A 24,904-nucleotide genomic window follows, 5' to 3' on the forward strand; every position below is an offset into this window, starting at 1 on the left:
TCAGCACGAACGGAAATGGGTGTGCGCTAGTGCCCGCCGCCATTCAGCGCTTTCACGATGTCGTCGGTCATCTTCTTGGCATCGCCGAGCAGCATCATCGTCTGGTCCATGTAGAACACATCGTTGTCGACCCCGGCATAACCGACCCCGCCCATCGACCGCTTCACGAACAGCACTGTCTTGGCCTTTTCGACGTCGAGCACCGGCATCCCGTAAATCGGTGAAGTCTTGTCGGTCTTCGCCGACGGGTTGGTCACGTCGTTAGCGCCGATGACGAACGCGACATCGGCCTGCGCGAATTCGCCGTTGATATCCTCCAGCTCGAAGACCTCGTCATAGGGCACATTCGCCTCGGCGAGCAGCACGTTCATGTGCCCGGGCATACGGCCAGCGACCGGATGGATCGCATATTTGACCGTCACGCCCTCTTTCTTCAGCAGGTCGCCCATTTCGCGCAGTGCGTGCTGCGCCTGCGCGACAGCCATGCCGTAACCGGGGACGATGATGACGGTGTCGGCCTGGCTCATCAGGAACGCCGCATCGTCGGCGCTGCCGGGTTTCCACGGCCGCTGCTCGGTCGATCCGCTGCCCGCCGCAGACGCATCGGCGCCGAAGCCGCCGGCGATCACGCTGATGAAGCTGCGGTTCATCGCGCGGCACATGATGTACGACAGGATCGCGCCCGACGAGCCGACGAGCGCGCCGGTGATGATCATCGCGGTGTTGCCCAGCGTGAAGCCCATCGCCGCTGCGGCCCAGCCCGAATAGCTGTTGAGCATCGACACGACCACGGGCATGTCGGCGCCCCCGATCGGGATGATCAGCAGGAAGCCGATCAGGAAGCTGAGGCCCGTGACGGTCCAAAACACCCACGGTGACTGGTCGAAGGTGAAATAGGCCACCAGCCCGATGATTGCGGCGAGCGTGCCCAGGTTGATGATATGCCGCCCGGGCAACATGATCGCCGCGCCCGACATATTGCCGTTGAGCTTGAGGAAGGCGATGACCGATCCAGAGAAGGTGATCGCACCAATCGCGATGCCCAGCCCCATTTCGATCCGGCTGACCGTGTAAATCTGCCCCGCTGCATCGGCGATGCCGAACGCTTGCGGGTTGAGATAGGCGGCGGCTGCCACCGCAACCGCGGCCAGGCCGACGAGGCTGTGGAAAGCGGCAACGAGCTGCGGCATCGCGGTCATCGCGATCCGCCGCGCCATGACGATGCCGATGACTGCGCCGATACCGATAGCTGCGAGTATCTCGATCAGCCCGACGGGATCAACGCCCGTATAGCTGTTGGTGGCATCGCCGAACTTCATCGGCGCATGTGTCAGCAGCGTGGTGACGACCGCAATGGTCATCCCCATCATACCAAAGCGGTTGCCAGCTTGCGCCGTCGCAGGGCTCGACAGCCCGCGCAGCGACAGAATGAAAAGCACGCCCGCGACCAGATAGGCGATGGCGGCCCAAGGATTGACGGCTAGGCCATGCTCACCTGTGGCGGCGGAAAGGATCGACTGAAAATCCATCTCAGCGCTCCTTTTTCTTGTACATCGCAAGCATGCGCGCGGTGACCGCAAAGCCACCAAAGATATTGATGCTCGCCATCACGACCGCGGCCAGCCCCAGCCATTTCGACGACGCCGAACCGGCGGCGGCACTGGCGATCAGCGCGCCGACGATGATCACTGACGAAATGGCGTTGGTCACGCTCATCAGCGGGGTGTGCAGCGCCGGGGTCACCGACCACACGACGAAATAACCGACGAAGCACGCCAGGACAAAAATCGAAAATATCGCGATGAAATCCACGGCACGCTCCCCTGCTGATTCCGCTTGGCGCACCTCTTGCCGCGCACACGCCAGCGTGTCGACTCCAAAGCGGCCAAAAAGAAAGGCCCGCATCGCTCAATCATGAGAAATGCGGGCCGATCGGGACATTAAATGTCGCGGGGGCCGTTCGTTTGGCCCTCCGGATTACATCTTGGGGACGAGCACTGCGTCAACGACGTGGATCACACCGTTCGACTGGCCGACGTCGGCCTGCTTCACGGTCGCCTTGTTACCGCTGGCGCTGGTCAGGATGATCGAATCGCCACTCTGGGTCGCGGTCAGATCCTGGCCTTCGACGGTTTTCAGCGTCGCTTTCCCGCCGCCCGCAGTGATCTGCGACGCCAGGTCGGCTGCCATCACCTTGCCGGGCACGACGTGATATTTCAGCACGCCTGCCAAAACTTCCTTTTGCGCCGGACGCATCCAGCCATCGCGCGTTACCGGCGCGACTTGCGAGAAGGCGGCGTCGGTCGGCGCGAACACCGTGAACGGACCCGCGCCCGACAGCGTTTCGACCAAACCGGCCTGCGTTACCGCAGTCACGAGCGTCTTGTGGATCGGGGAAGCCGACGCGTTTTCGACGATGGTCTTGGTCGGCAGCATCTCTGCCCCGCCGACGGTCGGGTTGGCACCGGCGGTATCGACCGGTGCCGTTTCACCTTCGGCCACGGTCGTCGTTTCAGTCGCGGGCGTTTCGGGGCTGCTGTTGCAGCCTGCCAGGCCCAGGCCGATCGTGGCAGCCGCCGTCATCAAAAGTGCGCGCTTCATAACATTCTCCTTTGGGATCGGCATCATGTTGCCGGGGTCGCTTCTGCGGCGGGTGCCGCTTCGGCAGGCGCAGCGGGCTCTGCCGCTGCGGCGGGCTTGATTTCAGGCATCAGAACGCCGTTCAGGATGTGGATCACCCCGTTGGACTGGGCAACGTCCGCCTGCGTGACATAGCCGGTGCTGCCTTGCGTTCCGTCAACCTTGATGTTGCCCGACACTTCGGTGAAGGTCAGTTGCTGACCCTCGACGGTGGTCAGCGTGGCTTTACCACCGCCCGCCTTGATCTTTGCAAGCAGGTCCGCCGACGTGACAGCGCCCGGGACGACATGATAGGTCAACACTTGGGCCAACGCCGCCTTGTTCACGGGGTCCATCAGATAAGCGGTCATCGGCTGCGGGACTGCGGCAAAGGCCTGGTCCGTCGGCGCAAACACGGTGAAAGGCCCGGTGCCGCTCAGCGTCTCGGTCAGTCCGGCCGCGGTCAGCGCCTTCACCAACGTCGTATGTTCGGGCGACTTCGTTGCATTCTGAACGATGTTCCAGCTCTCGACCATCGCGCCGGCCGCGGCGTCTGCCTCGGCAACGGTGGCTTCGGCCGCGTCCGCGTCGGCAGCATAAGCCGGAGCAGAAAGGGTTGCCGCGGTCAGGGCAAACAGGGGAAGAGCAATAAACTTCGCACGCATTATCGAGTCTCCATCGAATTGTGGCAGTTACGGTTGGAACCAACCGAAAGACGCACAGCGACGGAAAATAGTTTCATGCGAAGCGCGATAACGCGGCTTTTCTAACGCTTTGATGACAATAGGGGGCGGCAGCAGCTATCGCTTGAGCAAGGTCTGCTCGGCCATGATGCGCTGGATGACGCGGGGATCGCTCTTGCGCGAAACCTTGACCTGCAACGGTTCGGCAGCGCCCGATACCCAGATTTTCATGTCGGCATCGAGGTCGAATGTCCCCGCTGTTTCCAACGCAAAGCGGACCACCGACCGCCACGGCACCGACTGAAACTCGACTTTCGATCCGGTCAGCCCCTGCACGTTGATATAGATCAGGCGCTGATCGGTCAGCAGCACCGAATCACGAATCGTGCGAAACGCCGCCAGGATGGTTTCACCGGCAATCAGCGCATGGCCGAATTCTGCCGAAGCCGATGTGACGTCAAGGTCGCTGGCGCTGAACAACCCCATCAGAGCGGGCCCATCAGAGCAGCCGCTCGTTCACGACCTTGCCGCCTTGCGTCAGGCGGATCGCGTTGCCGATTTCCTCGTCAAGCACCGGCTTGCCCGCTTCCTTGTCCCAAAAGGCCGACAGGAAGTTGAACAGGTTGCGACTGAACAGCGCGCTGGTGTCGGCGGGCATCAGCGCCGCGATGTTGCTGGCGCCGATCACGGTGACGCCGTGGATGCGCTTGGCTTCGCCCGAAACCGATCCTTCGACATTGCCGCCGCTTTCGGCCGCCATGTCGACGATCACGCTGCCGGTGCGCATCGTCGCGAGCTGCGCGTCCGAAATCAGCCGCGGCGCAGGGCGCCCGGGGATCAGCGCGGTGGTGATGACGATGTCCTGCTTGGCGATGTGCGACGAAACCAGTTCGGCCTGCGCCGCCTTATATTCGTCCGACATTTCGGTGGCATAGCCGCCGGCGCCTTCGCCCTCGATCCCCGCGACACTCTCGACGAAGATCGGCTTGGCGCCAAGCGACAGGATCTGCTCCTTGGTCGCCGCGCGCACGTCGGTCGCGCTGACCTGCGCGCCGAGGCGGCGTGCCGTCGCGATCGCCTGTAGCCCGGCAACCCCGACGCCCATGACGAAGGCCTTGGCGGCACTGACGGTGCCCGCCGCGGTCATCATCATCGGAAAGGCGCGACCATAGGCGTTCGCCGCCATCAGCACCGCTTTATAACCCGCCAGATTTGCCTGGCTCGACAAGATATCCATCGACTGGGCGCGCGTGATGCGCGGCATGAATTCCATGGCCAGCGCTTCGGTGCCCAGCTTGGCATAGTCATCGACGCGCGCGCGCTCACCGAACGGGTTGAGTCCTGCCGCCAGCCACGCGCCGTCGGCAAAGCCGCTCAACCCCTTCGGATCCGGCCCCTGAATCGCGAGGATGATGTTCGCGCCCTTCAGTACCTCGGCGCGGGTGGCGACGGTGGCGCCTGCAGCACTATAATCGGCATCGGCGACCGAGGCCGCTACGCCCGCTCCCGTTTCGACGGCGACTTCGGCGCCCAAGCCAATGAATTTCTTCACGGTTTCGGGGGTAGCGGCGACGCGGGTCTCGCCGGGGGCGAGCTCCTTCAGGACAGCGATGCGCATGCCGACCCGGTCAGGACGCGATGAGGAGAACGACGAAAACGGTCACGATCGCGGTGATGATCGATCCGACTTTAAACAGGCTGATGAAACCGGTGTAGGTTTCTTCCGCTGCCTTCATTTCCTGCTCTGCCATGGTTCTTTCCCCTTCAGCCGCCGTTCGCTTGCCACAGGCGCGCCGCGCCCGGCCCAGAATCGGCCTTCGCGCCGGTCTTAGCCACGCGACCGCTGATGCTCAAGGGCGCTGTGAATCGGCGGCCGTCCGCAAAAGGCGAACGGCCTTAATCGCCCCTTTACCCGTGTGGCGTACATCACTGCGCTTAAGCGGATGAATCGGCACATCAGCGCCGAACCAAGGGCAGATTCGAAAACGATGGCAACCACGCGCGACACGCGAACAGTGATGATCGTCGACAGTGAGCCGGCGCAGCAACGCTTTCTGGCGGCGCTGGTCTCGCGCGGCGGCTGGCGCAGCATCGTTGCGGGCGACACCGATACCGCGCTCGCCAAGCTCGGCACGCAGGAAGGCATGGCGCTCGACGCAGTGCTCGTCGATCAGGGTACGCCGGGCATGGACATATCCGAATTTGTCGCTGAACTGCGCCGCTGGCGCCCCGCCCTGCCGCTCATCGTTATCACGATGCGCAACGGGGTCGAGGTTGCGGTCGGCGCGATGCGCGCCGGGGCCAGCGACTTCGTCCAGAAACCGATCGCGCCCGACCGCCTGCTCGAAGCGCTCGACCGCGTCGTCTCGACCAGCGGCCCGCAGGGCGAACTGCGCCCGCTCACCGAAAAACTGCGCGCGCCGCTCGCCTTCGAAGAAATCATCGGGTCGAGCCCCAATTTCCGCAGCGCGCTTGCCATCGCCGCCAAGGCAGCGCGCGCCCGCGTCCCCGTCATGATCAACGGCCGCCCCGGCACTGGCAAGGAAGTCTTTGCGCGCGCCATCCACAGCGCATCCCCCCGTGCGCGCGGCGCGCTGGTGATGGTTGATTGCTCGGCGGTTTCGCCGGGCCTGATCGGATCGGGGCTGTTCGGCCATGAGCGCGGCGCCTTTGCCGGCGCGTTCGACCGCCAGATCGGGCGACTGGTTCAGGCCGACGGCGGCAGCGTCATCATCGACCATGTCGAATGTATCCCACTCGAAACCCAGGCGAAGCTCGTCGAATTTCTCAATACCGGCGAAGTCCAGATGATCGGCGGCACGATCCGCCAGAGCGTCGATGTCCGCATCATCGCGACCAGCACCAGCCCGCTGGAAAAGCTGATCGAGGCAGGTCATTTCCGCGAAGACCTCTACTACGCGCTTTCCACTGCACAATTTACTCTGCCCTCACTGTCCGAACGCCGCGGCGACGTCGGCCCGCTCGCCCGCCATTTGCTCGCGCGCATCGGCGGGCTGCCCGGCATGGGGCCGATCGGGGTCACCGACGACGCGCTGCGCCTGCTCGCTGCCTATGCCTGGCCGGGCAACGTCCGTCAGTTGCAGGATGTGCTGTTCCGCGCCGCGGTTGGCAGTACGACCGACGTCCTGACCAGTGCGGACTTCCGCGCCATCGAAGCGACGCTCGGCGGCGGCAGCCCCAGCGGCGAAGGTGAAATCGCGATCAATGGCGAAGCGATCGGCGTCACGCTTTACCTTCCCGACGGCAACCTCCGCCCGCTCGAAGAAATCGAGGCCGACGTCATCCGCCTCGCCATCGGCCACTACCGCGGCCGGATGAGCGAAGTCGCCCGCCGCCTCGGCATCGGGCGCTCGACGCTCTATCGCAAACTCAGCGATCTCGGGATCGACACCGCCGCCTGACCCGATTAAATGCGGCGGCATGACGCGCCGCTTTGCCGATAAAACCGCCCTCGTCACCGGCCATGCTTCGGGCATCGGCGCTGCCACCGCCACGATGCTGGCGGGCGAAGGCGCGCGGGTCGTCGGGGTAGATCTGTCGGAAGGTCAGGACGTCGCGGATCCGGCCCTTTGGCAACAGCTGGCGAGCGACCTGACCGACATCGACATCGCGGTGGTCAACGCGGGCATTGCAACCGCGGCACCGCTCGTCGATCTCGACTTTGCCGATTGGCGCCGCACCCTGTCCGTCAATCTCGACGGCGCGATGCTCGGTGTGCAGGCGGCAATGCGCGCGATGATCGGCCATGGCCGCGGCGGCGCGATCGTCGTCACAGCCTCGATCGCCGGGCTCAAGGCCGAACCCGGAACAGCCGCCTATGCCGCATCGAAGGCCGGGGCGATTCACCTGGCGCGCGTCGCCGCCAAAGAAGGGGCGCCGCATGGCATCCGCGTCAATGCGATCGCGCCTGGCGGGGTCGACACCCCGATCTGGGACGACATGGAATTTTTCGCCCAAATGGTCGCCGAGCTTGGCAGCCGCACTGCCGCCACCGCGGCGATGGCGCAGATCGCCACCCCGCTCGGACGCTGGGCAACCGCCGACGAAATCGCGGCTCAAATTGCGTTCCTGCTGTCCGATGCCGCCGCCACCATCACCGGCAGTGTGCTGACCAGCGACGGTGGCTACAGCCTGTAGGCCGGTTAAGCGTTCGCGATCGATTTCAGAATATCGTCGGTCGACTGGCCGGTCAGCGTCTTGGCAATCTCGCCCACCAGCGCCGCTTCGAGCGTCTTGTGATACAGCTTGCGCATTTCGCCCAGCGTGCTCGGGTCCGCGATCACGACCAGATCCTTGATCTTGTTCGAGAGCACCGCCGCATTCAGCGCCGACGCGACGGACGCCGCATGACCGGCTTCCTCATTCTGACGCGGCGAGTCGCCCTGCCCAGCGTTATGCGCCGATTCATCGCTCGTCGGCAGATCGACCGCCTTCAGGCTGGGCTCCTGTTCGGTACCGCTATTGCGGAACAGTTGAAACTGGGTGCCGTCGGCGACGGCGACGTGCGAGCCGATGGGAAGATGCATAAACTCTCCTGTGAGGATCGGCGCCGAGCTGGCGCCAGGGTCCGGGGAGATACGCGGGAGGTCGGTGAGGGTTGCCTCGGTTCGCCTCAGCCGGTGAGCGCCGCGTCGCGCAGCCCGCGCCAGACACGCAGCGCCTGCCGGTTTTCGGCGACGTCATGGACGCGCAGCAACTGCGCGCCCTTCGTCGCCGCCTGATAATGCAGCGCCACCGTGCCGCCCAGTCGCTGGTCGGCGGGTGCTTCATTGTCGAGCGCCCCGATCATCCGCTTGCGGCTCGCGCCAAACAGGATCGGACAGCCGAGAGTGTGAAACAGTGCCAGCCCGTTGATCAGCGCCAGATTATCAGCGACCCCCTTGCCAAAGCCCAGCCCCGGATCGACGATAATCTTTGCCGGATCGATTCCCGCCGCAACACATGCCGCGACGCGCTCGGCCAGCATGTCGTAAACGTCGAACAGGATATGGGTGTAACCGCCGCCCTCGTGCGGATCGCTCTTGGCCGACGGCGCGTGCATCAGCACGACCGGACAGCCCGCGGCGAGCACAACTTCCATCGCGCGGTCGTCATAGCGTAGCGCCGACACATCGTTGACGATCCGCGCGCCCGCAGCGAGCGCCGCCTCCATCACCGCCACCTTGCGCGTATCGATCGAGACCGCGACGCCGCCCTTCGCCAGCGCCGCGACGACGCCCTCGACGCGTTTGATTTCATCACCGTCCCAGACCAACGGAGCGCCGGGCCGCGTCGATTCACCGCCAACGTCGATGATCGCCGCGCCCGCACTCGCCATTGCAAAGCCCGCGTCGGCGGCCGCGACGGCATCGACATGCTTGCCGCCGTCGGAAAAACTGTCGGGGGTGACGTTGAGGATGCCCATCATCTGCGGCTCGTTCAGCCGCACCGTCCGCTCGCCCAACGGCAAAGCGCCGCGCGGCCGTACCACCCCGGCGCGCTGCACGGTTGCAGCCTGCGCCAGACCGTCCGGCATTGCCGCGATCCAGTCGGCCCATTCGGCGACCGTCACGATCGCCGCCTTGACGCTGGCCCCGTCGCGCAGGCTGATGTGCCAGGCCGCGAACCAGACCATCGTGTCGGCAATCCGCAGGCAATTGTCATCAAGCTCGTGCGGCCGATCGACGAAGCAGGTCGGACGGCAATAGAGCTTCGCGGTCGCGGATGCACTGCCGAGGTCGGGTTTCGTTAGTGGTTGGAACATGCCTATCCCTTTACCCGTCATTGCGAGCGAAGCGAAGCAATCCAGAGTAGCGTAAACCGCCCTGGATTGCTTCGCCTCGCTCGCAATGACGCCGTGATGTTACGCCTCGTTCGCCAGCAACCAATCCTGCCGCACCGCGTCGATCACGCGCAATTCCTTGCCATTGTCGACATGCCAGAAAGTCCAGCCGTTGCAGCTCGGCGCGCCCTGCACACCGGCGCCGACCTTGTGGATCGACCCCGCGGGCTGCCCTTCGCAATCCAGCGAGCCATCGACGCGCACGATAGCCTTCCAGCGACGCTTCGCATCGGTCAGCAGCGTTCCCGGCGCGATTAGCCCGTCCGAAACCAGCATGCCGAACGCGACGCGCGTCGCCGCTTGCGGCGCCATCATCGTTTTCACCGCGCTCTCGTCGAGCGGCAGCGCCATTTCGATCCGCTCCAGCGCCGCGGCGATATAGTCATCCTCGCGTTCGATCCCGATGAAATGCCGCCCCAGCCGCTTCGCCACTGCGCCGGTCGTGCCGGTGCCGAAAAACGGATCGAGGATGACGTCGCCGGGGTTCGAGCAGGCGAGCAGGATGCGATAGAGCAAGGCTTCGGGCTTCTGCGTCGGGTGAACCTTGGTCCCGCCCTTTTTCAGCCGCTCCGGACCGCCGCAGATCGGGATCAGCCAGTCGCTGCGCATCTGCAATTCATCGTTGAGCGTCTTCATCGCGCGATAATTGAAGGTATAGCGCGCCTTCTCGCCCATCGACGCCCAGATCAACGTCTCATGCGCGTTGGTGAAGCGGGTACCCTTGAAATTGGGCATCGGGTTCGCCTTGCGCCACACGATGTCGTTGAGGATCCAATAGCCCTGATCCTGCAGCGCCGCGCCGACGCGGAAGATATTGTGATAGCTGCCGATGACCCAGATGCTGCCGCCGGGTTTCAGGATGCGCTTCGCTTCCTTCAGCCACGCGTGGGTGAAACGGTCATAGGTCGCGAGGCTGTCGAACTTGTCCCATTCGTCGTTGACCGCATCGACCTGACTGCCGTCAGGGCGATGCAGATCGCCGCCAAGCTGGAGGTTGTAGGGCGGATCGGCAAAGATCATGTCGATCGACGCCGCGGGCAGCGAGCGCATCATTTCGATGCAATCGCCCTGCAGGATGCGGTCGAGCGGCAGCTCCACGGGTGCCGCTTTCGCCGCCCGCTGCTTGACCGCCGGGGTCTTCACCCGTTCCATAACACCCATATTTGCCCCCGCGAAAATCCGAAAGAAGCCCCTGATGAGTCCGGCGGAGTCCGCCGTCAAGCGCAGAAGTCTAGGGATTCCGCGTCACTAAGTGGTTAACGGGGTGAGAACGAAAGGAGTCTGACACAGCATATGGAGTCCGACGCGACTCGGGGACTCAACGGGTGGTGGTGTGGCGGTGAGGACTCAGTGGTGGAAAATAATCGTACTTCCCTCCCCCTTGACGGGGGAGGGTTGCGCAGACTTGGCAGCTTGCTGCCTAGTCGAAGCTGGGAGAGGGTGATTGGTCGCGAAGCGACCGCGAGCCTTCGGCTCGCAACCCCTCATCCAAGTGCGCCTAGCCAGCAAGCTGGCAAGGCTCCCTATCCTTCTCCCGCAAGGGGAGAAGAATTACATCCCCGGATCAACCCCGGTCAGCTCCACCGACCGTTCCCACAATTCGCGCGCCAGCTTTGGATCACGCGCCGTCCGCGTCGCGCGCGCCGGACCCGATCGCCCTGAAACCTCGCCCAACCCCTGCGGCCCCAGATAGTCGCCGCCCTGCACATGCGCGCCGGTCGCGGCCTGCAACGTCGGCCAGGCACCCTGCGCCGCGCTGTTGAAAAAGGGGGTCGCCAGCGGCGTCATACCGCGCAGCGGAAACGGCAGGTGCCGCGTCAGCTCGGTGATCGCGACCCCCGGATGGCACCCGATCGCCTGCGTCGCCCGCCCCGCGGCGCTCAGCCGCCGGTCAAGCTCGAACATATGCAGCAAATTCGCCAGCTTGCTCATCTGATAGCGCGGCAATTTATGATAGCTGCGAGTCGCCGACAGGTCGCTAAAATCAATCGTGCCGCCCTTGTGCGCCAGGCTGGCGGTGATGACGATGCGATCCTCGACATGTCCATGCACCAGCCCGGTGAAGGCAAAGGTGCCGAGGTGATTGACGCCGAATTGCAGCTCATACCCCTGCTTGGTCAGCGTCTTCGGCGGTATCATCACCCCCGCGTTGTTGATCAGCACATCGATCCGCGGCCCCGCCAGCACCGCTGCAGCGGCCTCGCGTACCTGATCGAGATCGGCCAGATCGAGCGGCTGGAACGACAGGTCGGCAGTGGGAACATCGCCGCGGATGCGGTCCATCGCTGCCTCAGCCCGATCCGCGTCGCGGCACGCCAGCACCACATGTGCGCCGCGTGCCGCCAGAACTTTCGCCGTCTCGAACCCGATGCCGGCGTTGGCACCGGTGACAAGAATGGTGCGGCCGGTCTGGGCCGACACGTCGTCGGCCGTAAATCCCTTGCTCATCGCGGCCTCCTGTTGGTCAGACCAGCTGCATTTGTGCGACCGGGGCAAAGCTGGTCCGGTGAAGCGGCGTCGGGCCATATTGGCGCAGCGCCGCGAGATGCTGGGCGGTACCATAGCCCATATTGCGTTCCCAGCCAAAGCCCGGGAAATCCTGAGCCATTGTGATCATGAAACGGTCGCGATGCTCCTTGGCGATGATGCTCGCCGCCGAAATGCAGGGGTGCAGCGCGTCGCCACCGATGATCGCCCGCGCCGTGTAGCGCCAACGCGGCAACCGGTTGCCATCGACCAGCACCTCGGCGGGTTCGACCCCCAAAGCCTCGACTGCGCGGGTCATCGCGAGCATCGTTGCCTGCAAGATGTTGATACGGTCGATCTCCTGAACACTCGCCTCGCCAATCCCCCAGCGGCAATGCGCCTTGATCAGCGCTTCGAGTTCGGCACGGCGTTTGGCGGAGAGTTTCTTGCTGTCGTCCAGACCCGGGATGCCGTCGGGACACAAGATCACCGCCGCAGCGACCACCGGCCCAGCAAGCGGCCCGCGCCCGGCTTCGTCGACGCCGACGATCATCTGTCCCCCTCCCTTTCAAGGGAGGGGTTAGGGGTGGGTGCGAGCGCAGCGAGCCGCTCAACGGCGGCAAAACTCGCTCCGCTCGCACCCACCCCCAGCCCCTCCCTGAAAGGGAGGGGAGCAGGGATATCTACACCCGCCACGGCGGATACCTCCGATATTCGCCCGCCTGATACAGACACAACCGGTTCCCCGCCGGATCGCTCAGCCGCGCCTCGCGCCAGCCCCATGACTCATCCTGCGGCATCCGCTCGAACCGCACCCCGCGCCGTGCGAGATAAGCGACCCACGCATCGAGCGCGCCGCTTTCCAGATAGGTCGTCGCCCCGCCCGCTACACCGTCGCCAACATGGATCGACAGCGTCACACCGTTCGCCGCCTCAAACCGTGCATAGCCATTGTCGGGGCTGTCGACGATCTGCGCCAGCCCCATCTGCTTGTAGAAAGCCACCGACGCTGCATAATCGCTCGTGGGCAGGGTGAATTGATTGAGCGCCGGCCCGGTGAACAGTCCGTCATTGCGCACAAACTGCTGGCCCATCGGACCATGCCCTGCCCCTAGCCCCGGCGCGTCCATCAGCGATAGCCGCACGAAATCGCGCGCCCGCGCAATGGCGGGCTCCAGCGGCATCCCCTGCGCCAGTCCGCACGCAATCGCGCTCGCCAGCGTGCAGCCGGTGCCATGGGTACTGGTCGTGTCGATCCGCGGCGCTTCCCAGCGCGCCACCTCGCCCTCGCCCGTTTCGAGCAGGCGGTCGATGACGGTCTGGCCCTCGGCGTGGCCGCCCTTGATCAGCAGCGAACAGCCGTGCGCCAGCACCGCGTCCTCGCCGCCCAGCGCGTCCAGTTCGGGCAGGTTGGGCGTCGCGACCATCGCGCGGTTCAGCAAGGCGCGGAATGCCTCAATTGTCGCGCTATCGGCCAGCACCGATCCGCTGGTCGCGACCATCACCGGGTCGAACACCACCGCCGCCTGCGCCAGATCGGGCCGCGACAGCCGCTGCGCCACCGCCGCCGCGGTCTCGGCGCTGCCAATCATCCCGATCTTGACGGCATCGACGCCGATGTCGGACGCGACGCTGTCGATCTGCGCCAGCACCATGTCGGTCGGCACCGGATGGACGCCCTGCACCCCCAGCGTATTCTGCGCCGTGATCGCGGTAATCGCGGTCATTGCGTGACCGCCGAGCATCGTGACCGTCTTGATATCGGCCTGAATCCCCGCGCCGCCGCCGCTATCCGACCCCGCGATGATCAGGACGCGCGCGCTCATCGCAATCCCTCGCATTCATCGTCACCCCGGACTTGATCCGGGGTCCATGACGCCCATACGGCGATGGATGCCGGATCGGGTCCGGCATGACGAACGGAGGAAATCGTCAAACCTTGTATTTCCGCACCGTCGAGCCGGGATATTTCGCCAGGATCGCGCCTTCGCGCAGCGGCCGGTCGAGCAGGTCGCCGCCGCAATTGGGGCAGCGCTCGTCCATCCGGTCGGCGCAATTCGCGCAAAAGGTACACTCCATCGAACAGATGAAGGCACCGTGGACATTCGCGGGCAGATCGCGGCCGCATTTTTCGCAATCGGGTCGCATTTCAAGCATAGTTGAGCTTCCTTATTTTCCGTTCGCCCTGAGCTTGTCGAAGGGCCGTTCTTCTCTCACCGCTATTAGAGAAAAGGACGGTGCTTCGACAAGCTCAGCACGAACGGGAAGAGAGAATAGATTTTATTGGGTCGCCACGCGCACCGCGTCGCAAATCATGTCGACGACGCGCTCGACCTGTCCGGCATCATCGCCTTCGGCCATCACGCGGATCAGCGGTTCGGTCCCCGACGGGCGGATCACCAGCCGCCCGCGCCCAACCAACGCCGCTTCGCCCTCGGCGATCGCCGCCTGAACCTTACTATCGTCGAGCGGTGTACCGCCCGCAAAGCGAACATTTTTCAGCAACTGCGGCACCGGGTCGAACTGGTGCAGCAACTCGCTCGCCGGTTTGTCCGCCGCAACCAGCTCGGCCAGCACCTGCAATCCCGCCAGCGTGCCGTCGCCGGTCGTCGCATAATCCGACAGGATCATATGCCCCGACTGTTCGCCGCCGACGTTGAATCCGCCCTCTTTCATCCGTTCGAGCACATAACGGTCGCCGACTTTGGTGCGCTCCAGCCGCAGCCCCGCGCCTTCCAGAAAACGCTCGAGCCCGAGGTTCGACATCACCGTCGCGACGACGCCGCCGCCTTTCAGCCGCCCCTGCCGCGCCCAGCTCGCGCCGATCAGCGCCATGATCTGGTCACCGTCGACGATCTTGCCCTTTTCATCGACGACGATCAGCCGGTCGGCGTCGCCGTCGAGCGCGATGCCGATGTCGGCGCCGCTGGCGACCACGGTTTCCTGGAGCAGCGCCGGCGCGGTTGAACCGCATTTGTCGTTGATGTTGGTACCATTGGGGGTGATCCCGATCGCGACGACATCGGCGCCCAATTCCCAGAACACCGTCGGCGCACTGTTATACGCGGCGCCATTGGCGCAATCGAGCACGATACGCAGCCCGTCGAGCCGCACCGATTCGGGCAGGCTCTGTTTCACCGCATGGATGTAACGCCCGCGCGCATCCTCGATCCGCTTGGCGCGCCCGATATGCGCGGGGTCGGCCAGCGTCGGCTGCTGCGCGAGCAGCAATTCGATCTGTGCCTCATCCTCGTCGGACAGCTTGTAACCGTCGGGACCGAACAGCTTGATGCCATTGTCATAATAGGGATTATGGCTCGCCGACAGCATCACGCCCAGATCGGCGCGCATCGACCGCGTCAGCATCGCGATCGCCGGGGTCGGCATCGGCCCGACTTGCACCACATCCATGCCGACGCTGGTAAACCCCGCGACCAGCGCATTTTCCAGCATATAGCCCGACAGCCGCGTGTCCTTGCCGATCACGACGCGGTGCTTGTGGTCGCCGCGCAGGAAATGCGCACCCGCTGCCATGCCGACGCGCATCGCGACCTCGACCGTCATCGGGATCTGGTTGGTCAGCCCGCGAATCCCGTCGGTTCCGAAAAACTTGCGCATGTACCCTCTGCTACTTAAGCCGAGGGGCAGACCAATGCCTGCCCGGCTTCTTCCGGATGGCCCTAAGTCACCCTCTTTTGCTTGGCAAGCTGGCCAGGAATATCGCCGGGAGAATATCGCTTGAAATCAGCATGGATTGTTCTCTCGGCACTGGTCGCCGGGATGCTGCTGGGAATTGGCGTCGAATTGGCCGCGCCCGGCGCGGGGACCGCCTCGCTGCCCTATATCGAACCTATCGGGCTGCTCTGGCTCAACGCCCTCAAGATGACGATCGTCCCACTGGTCGTCGCATTGCTGATCACCGGCATCACCGCCACCGCCGACGCCGCACGCGCGGGCAAGCTCGCGGCGCGCGCGGTGATGACCTTCCTCGCCGCGATCTTCATCTCGGGGTCGATGTCGCTGCTGATGACGCCGCTGTTGCTGCGCCTCTTCCCGCTGTCGACCGGCGCCGCCGATGCGCTGCGCAATGGCCTTGGCGGCACCACCGAAGCCGGACCGTCGCCGACCTTTGGCGACTTCCTGCTCTCGCTGATCCCGACCAATCCGATTGCCGCGGCCGCCGACACCGCGATCCTGCCGTTGATCATCTTCACCACCATCTTCGCTTTCGCGATCACCAAGCTGGAGCCCGTCCAACGCGCCACGCTGTCGGGCTTCTTCAAGGCGCTCGGCGACGCGATGCTGATCGTCATCAGCTGGGTGCTCGCCCTCGCCCCGATCGGGGTCTTCGCGCTCGGCTATGCCCTTGCGGTCAAGGCCGGGTTCGCGGCGTTCGGCGGGCTCATCCATTATGTGCTGATCCTGATGGGGATTGGCGTCAGCTGCCTGATCCTCGGTCTGCTGCTCGCCTGGCTCGTCGTCGGTATCCCGTTGCCCCGTTTTGTGCGCGCGATGGTGCCGACGATGGCGGTGGCGATCAGTACCCAAAGCTCGCTCGCCAGCCTGCCCGCGATGCTGAAATCGTCCGAGGAGCTTGGCGTCGATCCCAAGAAGGCTGACGTCGTGCTCCCGCTCGCGGTCGCGCTGTTCCGCTTCACCAGCCCGGCGATGAACCTGGCGGTCGTCATCTATGTCGCGTGGTTGTTCGGCGTGGAGCTGACCCCGTGGGAGATGGGCGTCGGCCTGCTCGTCGCCATGGCGGCGGCATTGAGCTCGGTCAGCCTGCCCGGTTCGATCAGCTTCGTCACCTCGATTGCGCCGATCGCGGTGTCGATGGGCGTCCCTGTCGCGCCGCTCGGGCTGCTCGTCGCGGTCGAAACTTTCCCCGATATTTTCCGCACCCTCGGCAATGTCGTCGGCGACGTCGCCGCGACCAAATTTGCCGCCGACAGCGTTGAAGAACCCGAACCGACAGGAGAAATGCCATGAAATATCGCAAGCTCGGCCACGGCCTTGAAGTCTCCGCAATCGGCATCGGCTGCATGCCGATGATCAAGGGCGGCAACATCCTGTATGGCGAGGCCGCCGACCTCGATGAATCGACTGCGACGATCCACCGCGCGATCGACATGGGCGTCACCTTTTTCGACACTGCGCAAATCTATGGCCCGTTCAGCAACGAGGAACTGCTGGGCGCCGCGATCAAGGGCAAGCGCGAGGGCCTGGTCATCGCGACGAAGTTTGGCTTCAAGTTCGACGGCAACCAGATTGTCGGGGTCGATGGCTCGCCCGAAAATGCGCGGCGCAGTTGCGAAGGCTCGCTGCAGCGGCTTGGCATCGACACCATCGACCTGTTCTATCAGCACCGCGTCGATCCCGCGATCCCGATCGAGGAGGTCGTCGGCGGGATGATGGAACTGGTTAACGAAGGCAAGGTGCGCCATATCGCATTGTCCGAAGCGGGTCCCGACACACTGCGCCGCGCCGCGAAAGCCGCGCCGATCAGCGCGCTGCAAAGCGAATACTCGATCTGGGAACGCGACATCGAGGACGAGATCCTGGGCGTCTGCCGCGAGCATGGCATTGGCTTCGTTCCCTATTCGCCGCTCGGGCGCGGCTTTCTGGCGGGCGCGGTGCGCAGCCGCGACGAACTGCCCGAGCATGACTGGCGCCGCAACGACCCGCGCTATTCGGACGAAAACCTGCCCGCCAACCTCGCGATCGTCGATGCGATCGGCGCGGTGGCGGACAAGCATGGCGTGTCGAAAGCACAGGTCGCGCTGGCGTGGCTGCTCGCGCAGGGCGACGACATCGTCCCGATCCCCGGCACCAAGCGCCGCGTCACGATGGAGGACAGCGTCGGCGCGGTCAACGTGACGCTGACCGCCGCCGACCTCGCCGCCATCGATGCGGCAGCGCCGAAGGGCGGCACCAGCGGACCGCGTTATGGCGAAATGGGGATGCGGATGGTGCGGCTTTAGTTCTTGGATCCTCCCTGTGGCGAAGCCATGGGGAGGTGGCAGCGCGCAGCGCTGACGGAGGGGCGTTGGCGCGAGGTTGCTGGCCCCTCCACCATCCGCTTCGCGGACGGTCCCCCTCCCCATCGCTGCGCGACAGGGAGGATTAGCGGGCTCCTCGCGGCCCCAATTCCCGAACCGCCGCCGTCAACGCTTCAATCCGCTCTTCGAGCCGCTGCACCTGCAACGCGTCGACCTTTTCATGCAGCCGCATGATCTCCAGCTCGGCGCGCAGGTTGATCTGATAATCGAGACTGGCCGCGAGCCGGTCCTTCGCCGCCTGCCGGTTCTGGCTCATCATGATCACCGGCGCCTGGATCGCGGCGATGGTCGAGAGCATCAGGTTCAAGAAGATGTAGGGAAAGGGATCGAACGCCTCGTGCCAGCGGCCCAGGATTTCGCTGTTCAAAATCATCCAGCCGAACAGCACCAGCGAAAAGACGATGATGAAGCCCCATGAGCCGCCAACTCGGGCTACCCGGTCGGACAGCCGCTCGCCAAAGCTTGCCTGTTCGTCGGCGACATCCATCGCATCGCGGCTGATCAGGCTGCGTTCGACGATCGAGCGCAACACCCGCTGTTCTTCGGCATCGGTATCGGCAATGTCCTTGCCCAGCAGCTTGAGCGAGAGATCGGCCAGTGCCGTGTCGGGGCTCACCCCGTTCATCCCACCCAGCGCCAAATGCCCGCAACCATATAACCCAGCGCGCCATGCCCCCAGGTCGCGGCCAGCCACAGCACGATGCCGCCGAACAGCGCATGCGGGCGCGGGATCGTGTCGCCCCACGGCGTCGCGCCGCCGATCTGCCGCGCGAACGGCACAAAACTCGTCCGCGCTGCCCAGTGCCGCCACGCATCGCCCATCAATCGCGCCTTTTTGACATCCTGTCCCGCCGAACCGACCAGCGCCAGAAAGATGATCGTCCCCGAAAGGATGATTTGCGCAGGCGTTGGCACGACCATGACATGCGCGGCCGCCCACAACGCAAAGCTCCACATCATCGGATGCCGCGTGATCGCAAACACCCCGCGCGGCGCGCCTTGCGCGGCGGCGGCGGCGCCGGGCGCCGCCAGCGCCGGATTGCCGATCAGAGAGCCCATGAACAGCACGCTGGCGAACAGCACGATGATCGAGGCAAGGATCCACAATATATCGCCGACCGCCCATAATGGCGGTTCGGGCGGCATCCCGCGCCACGCCTGCACCAACATGATCAGCGTCGCAATCGCGATGATCGAATAGACGATCTGGAACCCGCGCTCACCCAGGCGGCTGGCAAGGCCGTGTCGCAACGGATGCGACAGCGCCAGATGCGAGCCGACGAACAGCACGCAAGTCGTGATCAAAAGCGACATCGGTTGCATGGACAGGGCTCCCTTTACCAAGGCACGCCCATAGCATGTTGCGTCATCCCGGCGAAGCCTGTCCTGAGCGCCTGCAAGGCAGTCGAAGGGGCCGCGATCTCGCCGCTGCGTTACCGAGCGACGGTGAGATCCCGGCCTTCGCCGGGATGACGAGCAAACAGATTGGCGTCCAAACTAACGATCATAAGCCTTGGGCAACGCCCCTTCGCCCGGCGTCGCATAACGGTCGCGCAGCCGGTCCTGCCGCGTCGTCAGCGATTGCGCCTTGCCGTCGATCCAGATCGCGGTCGGGCGGCTGCCCAGCTCCAGCGGGTCATTGTCCCACATCACAACGTCGCCGACGCGGCCCGGGCGCAGCGACCCGATGCTGGCCTCCATGCCGACCGCCCGCGCCGGGGCGCTGCTGATCGACGCGAACGCCTGATCCCAGGTCATCCCGCTGGCGCCGGGCAATCGCGCCAACCCGACCAGATTGCCGGCATATTGCGTCGCATAGCCCATCTTGTGTGCGTCATCGTCGTCGAACACCCCGACCGACACATCGACCCCCGCGGCTTTCAGCCGTCCGGCGTTCGATTGCGTCGCGCCCAGCTGCTCGAAACTCGACGGCAGATCGGTCAGCGGCGACACCAGCACCGGCACCTTCGCCGCCGCCAATTCGCGCGCGACCAGCCAGCCTTCTGTGACCCCGACCAGCACCAGCTTCAGCGCCGGAAACTCGCCCTTCAGCTTGATGACGTTCAGGATGTCCGATGCCCGATCAACGCGCACGAACAACGGCGTGGTGCCATTGATCACCTGCACCAGCGCATCGGCATCGGCGCGCTGGATCATCGCGTCATTGCCCCATTCGGCAAGTGACGCGGGATTGCGAGCATAGCTGCGCGCGGCCAGCAATTGTTCGCGGAAAAGCAGGAAGGTCGCAGCGCGGCTGCCCCCTGCCTTCGCCGATCCCGCCTCGCCAAACGCCACAAACTGCAACGCGCGCGGCTTTGTGACCATGTCCATATCGTCGGCCAGGTCGACAACCGCGCCCTGCCCGGCGAACAAATTGCTGCTGCCCCCCGGCGCGACGATCGCACGCGTGATCCCCGACGCGCGGTTGACCGCGACAGGCGAGCCCATCGGATTGAGCGCGGGCGCGATGTCGAGCCCCGCCGAAAAACGTGTGCGCGGCGCGCTCCGATCATTGGTGCCGCCGACCGCATCGACCTCGACCAGCCCGACGCGGCTGAACGCCGCGACGATCCCCGGCGTGACCCAGCGGCCCCCGGCATCGATGCGCTCGACCCCGGCGGGCACGGCGACGCCAGCGCCCGCGGCGACAACCTTGCCGCCGCGCACGACGACGGTGCCGCCCTCGATCGGCGCGCTGCCGTCACCGATGACGAGCTTGGCGTTGGTGATCGCGACATCTTGGGCGGCTGCGGGCGCGGCAAGCGCCAACACGGCAACCAATGCGCCCCCCAAAGCCGTCAGCGCTGTGCCCCTGCGAAGGCAGGGGCCCATCACCCGAGCTCTCGCCTTCTCACCACCGTTTACCGAATGCCGCAATGACCGGAGATGCCCCCCCGCCTTCGCGGGGGAACACAAAAAGGACGTGAGAAATGTTGGAAGATTCATCATTTCACATCTCCCTCGCCGGGCTGGCCCAGCTCGAAATCGCTCACCGGACGGCGCTTCGGATCGTTTGCATCGAACATCAACGCGCCATCGACCCACACCTTCTCGGGCCGCGTATAGGCGCTGAACGGATTGCCGTTCCACAGCACCACGTCGGCCATCTTGCCCGGCTTCAGACTGCCCGTCTTGTCGCCGATGCCCAGCGCGTTGGCGGGGTTGTACGACAGCCAGGTCCAGGCCACTTCGTCGCTGACGTCGATCCCCATCCGGCGCCCCGCGGCGCGCGCTTTCGCGGCTTCCTGATTCAGCCGCTGGATCTGGTTCGCATCGTCCGAATGGACGATCGCGCAGGCACCGGCATTGTGGACCAGCGGGATATTCTCGTTCACGCTGTCATAGGCTTCCATCTTGAAGCCCCACCAGTCGGCCCACATCGCCGAACAAATGCCCTCTTTGGCCAGGATGTCGGCGATCTTGTAGCTTTCGACTGCATGGTGAAAGGTCGATACCTTATATCCAAATTCCTTGGACATAACGATCACCAGCGCCATCTCGTCGGCGCGGTAGCAGTGGTTGTGGATCAGGATTTCGCCCGCCAGCACCCCGGCCAGCGTCTCCATGGCGAGGTCACGATCGACGGCTTTGCCATCGTCCATCTTTTTCTTGTACGCCGCGGCCTTTTGCCAGGTCGCGCGGTTGACCGCGAAATTGCCCATGCGGGTCGAAGGTGCGCGGCCCTTGCCGCCATAGACACGCTTCGGATTTTCGCCGCATGCCATTTTCAGGCCATAGGGCGCGCCGGGAAACTTCATCCCCTGCACCGTGCGCGACGGGACGTTCTTGAGCGTCACCGACCGCCCGCCCATCAAATTCGCGCTCCCCGGCAGCACCAGCAGCGACGTCACGCCGCCATTGGCGAGCGCGCGGCTGAACCCCGGATCCTGCGGCCACACGCTATGTTCGGACCACACTTCGGGCGTCGTCGGCGACGTCGCTTCATTGCCGTCCGAATGCGCCTCGACGCTGGGCGAGGGATAGTCGCCCAGATGGCTGTGGATGTCGATCACCCCAGGGGTCACGAACTTCCCCGTCCCGTCGATGACATCATAATCGGCAGGGATCGCCATGTCGGAACCGCCAACCGCCTCGACCTTGCCGCCCGCAAACAGCACGACGCCATTGTCGATCCGCCCGCCTTCGCCGTCAAAGATCGTCACGCCGCGCACCGCTGTTGGCCGACCGCCATAGGGGCGATAGGTCGACGGATAAGGATCCTTGTTGAACTTGACCGGCTTTTCGGCGGCAGCGGGCTTGTCGCTCGCCGACTTCGCCTTGCCGCCGCTCGCCGCACAGCCGACCAGCGCCAACGACACCGCCGCCAGCAGGCTGCCTTTCACACCATGGATCATCGATTATACTCCCGGCTTGGCGGCAGGATGGATACCGGCGGCCTGCGGCTCGCCGATCTCGCCCCGTCCTGCCAGCTCGTCACCGTCGCTCAGCGTGTCGAGGTGCATCAGCTTCTTGATCAGCGGTGACACCAGAATGACCAGCACGCCAAATCCGATCGCCCACAAACCGATGGTCTGGTAAACATCGAGCACCAGCTGCTTGCCCGCACCCTCGCCGCTCGCCTTTTCCGACCCCGTCGCCGACGCGATCAGACCTGCGGCGAAGTTGCCGGTGGCCGACGCAAAGAACCACGTCCCCATGATCAGCGACGCCATATGCGCCGGGGCCAGCCGGTTCATCGCGCTGAGACCCACCGGCGACAGGCAGAGCTCGCCGGTCGTGTGGAGCAGATAGATCAGGAATATGAACAGCACCGGCGTCGCGCTGCCGATGCCCACCGCTTCGGCGCCCCACTTCAGCACGAGGAAGCCGAGGCCAAGCTGGAGCATCGCGAGGCCGAATTTTGCCGGGGCCGAAGGCTCCATGTTGCGACGGCCGAGCCACGTCCACAGCGCGGCGAACAGCGGCGCCAGCAGCACGATGTAACCGGCATTGAGCGACTGGAACACTGACGCCGGCACCCCGGCGCGATCGACATAGCGGTCGGTAAACAGATTGAGCGACGAACCCGCCTGTTCGAACAAGGCCCAGAACAGGATGGAGCCGAGGATCAGGAACATCGCGGCAAAGATGCGGTCGCGATCTTCGCGCGGCAGCTTCACCACCGCGGTGAAGATCACATAGGCGACAAGCGCCGCGCCTGCGACACCCAGCAAGGTGCCGACGACGCTCTGGTTCTGTACCATCCACCAGCACAGGCCGACGGCGACGAGACCGACGAGATAGATCAGCCATTCCAGCTTGATCCCCATCACTGGCGATGCCAGCTTGACCGGATCGGGCGATTCACCGCGACCGAGCAGCAGCGGCTTGCCCAGAATGAAGACGATCAGGCCCAGCAACATGCCGACACCGGCGGCGCCGAAGCCGTAGGCCCAGCCATAGGTTTCGCCGAGATAGCCGCAGAGCAGCGCGCCGAGGAAGGCGCCAAGGTTAATCCCCATATAGAAGATCGTGTAGGCGCCGTCGCGGCGCACATCGGTGCGCGGGTACAGCTGGCCGACGATCACCGAGATATTGGCTTTCAGGAAGCCCGACCCCACGATGATGAACGCCAGCGCCAGCCAGAAGATATTCAGACTGGCCGGATCCTGTCCGCCATTGCCCTCAAAACCCATGATGAAGTGACCGAATGTCAACAACACCGCGCCGTAGAGCACCGCCTTCCGCTGCCCCAGCCATTTGTCCGCCAGATAGCCGCCGAGCACCGGGGTAATATAAACCAGCGCGGTGTAAGCCCCATAAATGACGCCTGATTCCCCGTCCGAAAACAGCCAGTGCTTGGTCAGATAAAAGATCAGCAGCGCGCGCATCCCGTAATAGGAAAACCGCTCCCACATCTCGGCGAAAAACAGGACGAACAGGCCCTTGGGATGGCCGAGGAAGGTTCCTGCGGCGTCTCCCGGCTGGGCATAGGCTTTGGTCATGTGCGACTTTTCCCTGGATATTGTTGGCTTTGGGTGCCGTCGATACGGCCCGGTTGTGCGGCAACCTAACGCGAAAATTGCGTAAGGGAAGAATCTAATTGCGCCGGAAACTTTCTGCCGCAAAGCGCCAGTTGGGCCAATTTCTATTGCGAACGGTTCGCAACACTTGCGCAGCGCCCCGGAAAAGGCCACATGGGCGCGATGTTCAACGATAGCTCCTCGCTCCGCAACCATCTCGCCACCCGCCGCTCGGGCAAGCCACGCGACATGATCGAGCCCGGCCCCAGCACCGCCGAACTGCACGACATCATCGCGCTGGCGCTGCGCACCCCCGACCATGGCAAGCTCGCCCCTTGGCGCATCGTCACCGTAGCTGCCGATCAGCGGGGCGCCCTCGCGGCGCTGCTCAAGACAGCCTGGGTCCAGGAAAATCCCGGCGCCGCAGGACTGGACCTGTCGGCGCTCGACCAGTTTGCGCATCAGGCTCCGACGTTGCTCGTGCTGCTTTCGACCCCTGTCATGAACAGCAAGATCCCGGTTTGGGAGCAGCAGATGTCGGCGGGCGCGGTGGGCATGAACCTGCTCCATGCTGCGCACGCGCACGGTTTCGTCGGCAGCTGGTTGACCGGCTGGGCCGCTTACAGCCCCCAGGTCGCCGCTGCGTTCGGCGCGGGCGACGGCGACACGATCGTCGGTTATTTCTTCATCGGCTCTCCGGCCCGCGACCTCGACGAACGACCACGCCCTGAATATGACGACGTTGTTCGCGCTTGGGAAATTTAGTTACGCGCTGAGCGGCGGCTTTGTAATAACCGGCATTTGACTGTGCTGCTGTCTTATGGCATTAAGGCGGCATGCTCGATCAATCCAAACCCGTATATCAGCGTCTGCGCGACGTCATCGCCAACGCCATCCTCGACGGCAGCTTTCGCGACGGCGACATGCTCCCGTCGGTGCGCTCGCTCGCGGCCGAGGAAGGCGCCAACCCGCTGACCGTGGCCAAGGCGTATCAGACCTTTCAGGACGAAGGGCTGGTGACGGTCAAGCGCGGCGTCGGCATGTTCGTCGCCGCGGGCGCTACGGAACGGCTGCGCACCCTGATGCGCGAAGATTTCCTGACCAACGTCTGGCCGCCCGTTGCCGACCAGATGCGCCGCATCGGCCTTGACGCGCGCACCTTGCTGGATTTGACCGAGGCCTGACCCGTTTTTCCGTTTGGGGGTGGTTTCGAATCCATCCTCTTCTTCCGTTCGTGTCGAGCGAAGTCGAGACACGCTTGGGAAGCGTTAG

The 24,904-nt window shown here is 64.5% G+C and carries 26 protein-coding genes; 6 read left to right on the forward strand and 20 right to left on the reverse strand.

Annotated features, from left to right (window positions below; all coding sequences use genetic code 11):
* Positions 1–26: 26 nt before the first annotated feature.
* The 7 genes from VGN68_RS09375 to VGN68_RS09405 form a co-directional block, all read right to left on the reverse strand.
* Positions 27–1,529, reverse strand: coding sequence for an NAD(P)(+) transhydrogenase (Re/Si-specific) subunit beta (locus tag VGN68_RS09375; protein WP_327476046.1), 1,503 nt, complete (start codon positions 1,527–1,529; stop codon positions 27–29).
* Position 1,530: 1 nt separating this feature from the next.
* Positions 1,531–1,812, reverse strand: a complete 282-nt coding sequence (locus VGN68_RS09380; RefSeq protein WP_039573456.1) for a proton-translocating transhydrogenase family protein — start codon at positions 1,810–1,812, stop codon at positions 1,531–1,533.
* A 165-nt stretch (positions 1,813–1,977) separates the two neighbouring features.
* Positions 1,978–2,601 carry a fasciclin domain-containing protein gene (locus VGN68_RS09385; RefSeq protein WP_327476048.1) on the reverse strand — a complete coding sequence of 208 codons (624 nt, stop codon included), beginning with the start codon at positions 2,599–2,601 and terminating at the stop codon, positions 1,978–1,980.
* 23 nt (positions 2,602–2,624) lie between these two features.
* A complete protein-coding gene (locus VGN68_RS09390; RefSeq protein WP_327476050.1) occupies positions 2,625–3,284 on the reverse strand; it encodes a fasciclin domain-containing protein in 660 nt (219 codons plus the stop codon).
* Positions 3,285–3,419: 135 nt separating this feature from the next.
* Positions 3,420–3,788 (reverse strand): PH domain-containing protein, encoded by a 369-nt coding sequence (locus VGN68_RS09395; RefSeq protein WP_293697306.1) that lies wholly within the window; start codon positions 3,786–3,788, stop codon positions 3,420–3,422.
* A gap of 13 nt (positions 3,789–3,801) precedes the next feature.
* Entirely contained in the window at positions 3,802–4,920 is a 1,119-nt protein-coding gene (locus tag VGN68_RS09400; protein WP_327476053.1) for an NAD(P) transhydrogenase subunit alpha, read from the reverse strand.
* A gap of 10 nt (positions 4,921–4,930) precedes the next feature.
* A complete protein-coding gene (locus tag VGN68_RS09405; protein ID WP_327476055.1) occupies positions 4,931–5,053 on the reverse strand; it encodes an aa3-type cytochrome c oxidase subunit IV in 123 nt (40 codons plus the stop codon).
* A gap of 237 nt (positions 5,054–5,290) precedes the next feature.
* Between VGN68_RS09405 and VGN68_RS09410 the strand changes: the two genes are divergently transcribed.
* Positions 5,291–6,724: a sigma-54 dependent transcriptional regulator gene (locus VGN68_RS09410; protein WP_327476057.1), complete on the forward strand. Its 1,434-nt coding sequence runs from the start codon at positions 5,291–5,293 to the stop codon at positions 6,722–6,724.
* Between the two features lie 19 nt (positions 6,725–6,743).
* Positions 6,744–7,460, forward strand: a complete 717-nt coding sequence (locus VGN68_RS09415; RefSeq protein ID WP_327476059.1) for an SDR family oxidoreductase — start codon at positions 6,744–6,746, stop codon at positions 7,458–7,460.
* Between the two features lie 5 nt (positions 7,461–7,465).
* Here the strand turns inward: VGN68_RS09415 and VGN68_RS09420 are convergent, their stop codons facing one another.
* The 8 genes from VGN68_RS09420 to glmM form a co-directional block, all read right to left on the reverse strand.
* Positions 7,466–7,849 (reverse strand): host attachment family protein, encoded by a 384-nt coding sequence (locus tag VGN68_RS09420; protein WP_327476061.1) that lies wholly within the window; start codon positions 7,847–7,849, stop codon positions 7,466–7,468.
* 86 nt (positions 7,850–7,935) lie between these two features.
* Positions 7,936–9,066, reverse strand: a complete 1,131-nt coding sequence (gene folP / locus VGN68_RS09425) for a dihydropteroate synthase (RefSeq protein ID WP_327476063.1) — start codon at positions 9,064–9,066, stop codon at positions 7,936–7,938.
* Between the two features lie 99 nt (positions 9,067–9,165).
* Positions 9,166–10,305: a site-specific DNA-methyltransferase gene (locus tag VGN68_RS09430; RefSeq protein WP_327476065.1), complete on the reverse strand. Its 1,140-nt coding sequence runs from the start codon at positions 10,303–10,305 to the stop codon at positions 9,166–9,168.
* 390 nt (positions 10,306–10,695) lie between these two features.
* The gene (locus tag VGN68_RS09435; RefSeq protein WP_327476067.1) at positions 10,696–11,592 is read right to left on the reverse strand and encodes an oxidoreductase; all 897 of its coding nucleotides are present in this window, start codon (positions 11,590–11,592) and stop codon (positions 10,696–10,698) included.
* 16 nt (positions 11,593–11,608) lie between these two features.
* Positions 11,609–12,163 (reverse strand): ribonuclease HII, encoded by a 555-nt coding sequence (locus VGN68_RS09440; protein ID WP_327476069.1) that lies wholly within the window; start codon positions 12,161–12,163, stop codon positions 11,609–11,611.
* 130 nt (positions 12,164–12,293) lie between these two features.
* Positions 12,294–13,436 (reverse strand): bifunctional hydroxymethylpyrimidine kinase/phosphomethylpyrimidine kinase, encoded by a 1,143-nt coding sequence (thiD, locus tag VGN68_RS09445; protein WP_327476071.1) that lies wholly within the window; start codon positions 13,434–13,436, stop codon positions 12,294–12,296.
* A gap of 106 nt (positions 13,437–13,542) precedes the next feature.
* Positions 13,543–13,767, reverse strand: coding sequence for a DUF1272 domain-containing protein (locus VGN68_RS09450; RefSeq protein ID WP_088441675.1), 225 nt, complete (start codon positions 13,765–13,767; stop codon positions 13,543–13,545).
* 123 nt (positions 13,768–13,890) lie between these two features.
* The gene (glmM, locus tag VGN68_RS09455; RefSeq protein WP_327476075.1) at positions 13,891–15,228 is read right to left on the reverse strand and encodes a phosphoglucosamine mutase; all 1,338 of its coding nucleotides are present in this window, start codon (positions 15,226–15,228) and stop codon (positions 13,891–13,893) included.
* 120 nt (positions 15,229–15,348) lie between these two features.
* Here glmM and VGN68_RS09460 point away from each other — a divergent pair, with 120 nt between their 5' ends.
* Positions 15,349–16,599 carry a dicarboxylate/amino acid:cation symporter gene (locus VGN68_RS09460; RefSeq protein ID WP_327476077.1) on the forward strand — a complete coding sequence of 417 codons (1,251 nt, stop codon included), beginning with the start codon at positions 15,349–15,351 and terminating at the stop codon, positions 16,597–16,599.
* Positions 16,596–17,591, forward strand: a complete 996-nt coding sequence (locus VGN68_RS09465) for an aldo/keto reductase (RefSeq protein WP_327476079.1) — start codon at positions 16,596–16,598, stop codon at positions 17,589–17,591. Before VGN68_RS09460 ends, VGN68_RS09465 begins: the two co-directional genes overlap by 4 nt.
* A gap of 142 nt (positions 17,592–17,733) precedes the next feature.
* Here the strand turns inward: VGN68_RS09465 and VGN68_RS09470 are convergent, their stop codons facing one another.
* The 5 genes from VGN68_RS09470 to VGN68_RS09490 all read right to left on the reverse strand — a co-directional run bounded on the left by VGN68_RS09470 (position 17,734) and on the right by VGN68_RS09490 (position 23,614).
* Positions 17,734–18,294 (reverse strand): DUF1003 domain-containing protein, encoded by a 561-nt coding sequence (locus VGN68_RS09470; protein WP_327476081.1) that lies wholly within the window; start codon positions 18,292–18,294, stop codon positions 17,734–17,736.
* Entirely contained in the window at positions 18,291–18,992 is a 702-nt protein-coding gene (locus tag VGN68_RS09475) for an NnrU family protein (RefSeq protein WP_327476083.1), read from the reverse strand. Before VGN68_RS09475 ends, VGN68_RS09470 begins: the two co-directional genes overlap by 4 nt.
* Positions 18,993–19,166: 174 nt before the next feature.
* A complete protein-coding gene (locus VGN68_RS09480) occupies positions 19,167–20,501 on the reverse strand; it encodes an amidohydrolase family protein (protein ID WP_327476094.1) in 1,335 nt (444 codons plus the stop codon).
* Between the two features lie 113 nt (positions 20,502–20,614).
* Positions 20,615–22,024, reverse strand: a complete 1,410-nt coding sequence (locus VGN68_RS09485) for an amidohydrolase (RefSeq protein ID WP_327476085.1) — start codon at positions 22,022–22,024, stop codon at positions 20,615–20,617.
* Between the two features lie 3 nt (positions 22,025–22,027).
* On the reverse strand, positions 22,028–23,614 hold the full coding sequence (locus VGN68_RS09490) for a peptide MFS transporter (protein ID WP_327476087.1): 1,587 nt from the start codon (positions 23,612–23,614) through the stop codon (positions 22,028–22,030).
* A 201-nt stretch (positions 23,615–23,815) separates the two neighbouring features.
* Between VGN68_RS09490 and VGN68_RS09495 the strand changes: the two genes are divergently transcribed.
* The gene (locus VGN68_RS09495) at positions 23,816–24,397 is read left to right on the forward strand and encodes a nitroreductase (protein WP_327476089.1); all 582 of its coding nucleotides are present in this window, start codon (positions 23,816–23,818) and stop codon (positions 24,395–24,397) included.
* 71 nt (positions 24,398–24,468) lie between these two features.
* The gene (locus VGN68_RS09500) at positions 24,469–24,816 is read left to right on the forward strand and encodes a GntR family transcriptional regulator (protein ID WP_293697343.1); all 348 of its coding nucleotides are present in this window, start codon (positions 24,469–24,471) and stop codon (positions 24,814–24,816) included.
* Positions 24,817–24,904 lie beyond the last annotated feature (88 nt).

Origin of the sequence: Sphingopyxis sp. (assembly GCF_035998965.1) — a bacterium.
Lineage (GTDB): Bacteria > Pseudomonadota > Alphaproteobacteria > Sphingomonadales > Sphingomonadaceae > Sphingopyxis.

Excerpts from the sequence above, each read along its gene's own strand:
- VGN68_RS09430 (WP_327476065.1), bottom strand. The coding sequence starts at position 10,305 with ATGGGTGTTATGGAACGGGTGAAGACCCCGGCGGTCAAGCAGCGGGCG.
- glmM (WP_327476075.1), bottom strand. The coding sequence starts at position 15,228 with ATGCGCAAGTTTTTCGGAACCGACGGGATTCGCGGGCTGACCAACCAG.
- VGN68_RS09440 (WP_327476069.1), bottom strand. The coding sequence starts at position 12,163 with ATGATCGTCGGCGTCGACGAAGCCGGGCGCGGGCCGCTTGCTGGGCCG.
- VGN68_RS09490 (WP_327476087.1), bottom strand. The coding sequence starts at position 23,614 with ATGACCAAAGCCTATGCCCAGCCGGGAGACGCCGCAGGAACCTTCCTC.
- VGN68_RS09415 (WP_327476059.1), top strand. The coding sequence starts at position 6,744 with ATGACGCGCCGCTTTGCCGATAAAACCGCCCTCGTCACCGGCCATGCT.
- VGN68_RS09450 (WP_088441675.1), bottom strand. The coding sequence starts at position 13,767 with ATGCTTGAAATGCGACCCGATTGCGAAAAATGCGGCCGCGATCTGCCC.
- VGN68_RS09385 (WP_327476048.1), bottom strand. The coding sequence starts at position 2,601 with ATGAAGCGCGCACTTTTGATGACGGCGGCTGCCACGATCGGCCTGGGC.
- VGN68_RS09470 (WP_327476081.1), bottom strand. The coding sequence starts at position 18,294 with ATGAACGGGGTGAGCCCCGACACGGCACTGGCCGATCTCTCGCTCAAG.
- folP (WP_327476063.1), bottom strand. The coding sequence starts at position 9,066 with ATGTTCCAACCACTAACGAAACCCGACCTCGGCAGTGCATCCGCGACC.
- VGN68_RS09495 (WP_327476089.1), top strand. The coding sequence starts at position 23,816 with ATGTTCAACGATAGCTCCTCGCTCCGCAACCATCTCGCCACCCGCCGC.
- VGN68_RS09395 (WP_293697306.1), bottom strand. The coding sequence starts at position 3,788 with ATGGGGTTGTTCAGCGCCAGCGACCTTGACGTCACATCGGCTTCGGCA.
- VGN68_RS09485 (WP_327476085.1), bottom strand. The coding sequence starts at position 22,024 with ATGATCCATGGTGTGAAAGGCAGCCTGCTGGCGGCGGTGTCGTTGGCG.
- VGN68_RS09375 (WP_327476046.1), bottom strand. The coding sequence starts at position 1,529 with ATGGATTTTCAGTCGATCCTTTCCGCCGCCACAGGTGAGCATGGCCTA.
- VGN68_RS09465 (WP_327476079.1), top strand. The coding sequence starts at position 16,596 with ATGAAATATCGCAAGCTCGGCCACGGCCTTGAAGTCTCCGCAATCGGC.
- VGN68_RS09410 (WP_327476057.1), top strand. The coding sequence starts at position 5,291 with ATGGCAACCACGCGCGACACGCGAACAGTGATGATCGTCGACAGTGAG.
- VGN68_RS09500 (WP_293697343.1), top strand. The coding sequence starts at position 24,469 with ATGCTCGATCAATCCAAACCCGTATATCAGCGTCTGCGCGACGTCATC.
- VGN68_RS09420 (WP_327476061.1), bottom strand. The coding sequence starts at position 7,849 with ATGCATCTTCCCATCGGCTCGCACGTCGCCGTCGCCGACGGCACCCAG.
- VGN68_RS09390 (WP_327476050.1), bottom strand. The coding sequence starts at position 3,284 with ATGCGTGCGAAGTTTATTGCTCTTCCCCTGTTTGCCCTGACCGCGGCA.
- VGN68_RS09480 (WP_327476094.1), bottom strand. The coding sequence starts at position 20,501 with ATGGGCCCCTGCCTTCGCAGGGGCACAGCGCTGACGGCTTTGGGGGGC.
- VGN68_RS09435 (WP_327476067.1), bottom strand. The coding sequence starts at position 11,592 with ATGAGCAAGGGATTTACGGCCGACGACGTGTCGGCCCAGACCGGCCGC.
- VGN68_RS09400 (WP_327476053.1), bottom strand. The coding sequence starts at position 4,920 with ATGCGCATCGCTGTCCTGAAGGAGCTCGCCCCCGGCGAGACCCGCGTC.
- VGN68_RS09405 (WP_327476055.1), bottom strand. The coding sequence starts at position 5,053 with ATGGCAGAGCAGGAAATGAAGGCAGCGGAAGAAACCTACACCGGTTTC.
- thiD (WP_327476071.1), bottom strand. The coding sequence starts at position 13,436 with ATGAGCGCGCGCGTCCTGATCATCGCGGGGTCGGATAGCGGCGGCGGC.
- VGN68_RS09475 (WP_327476083.1), bottom strand. The coding sequence starts at position 18,992 with ATGCAACCGATGTCGCTTTTGATCACGACTTGCGTGCTGTTCGTCGGC.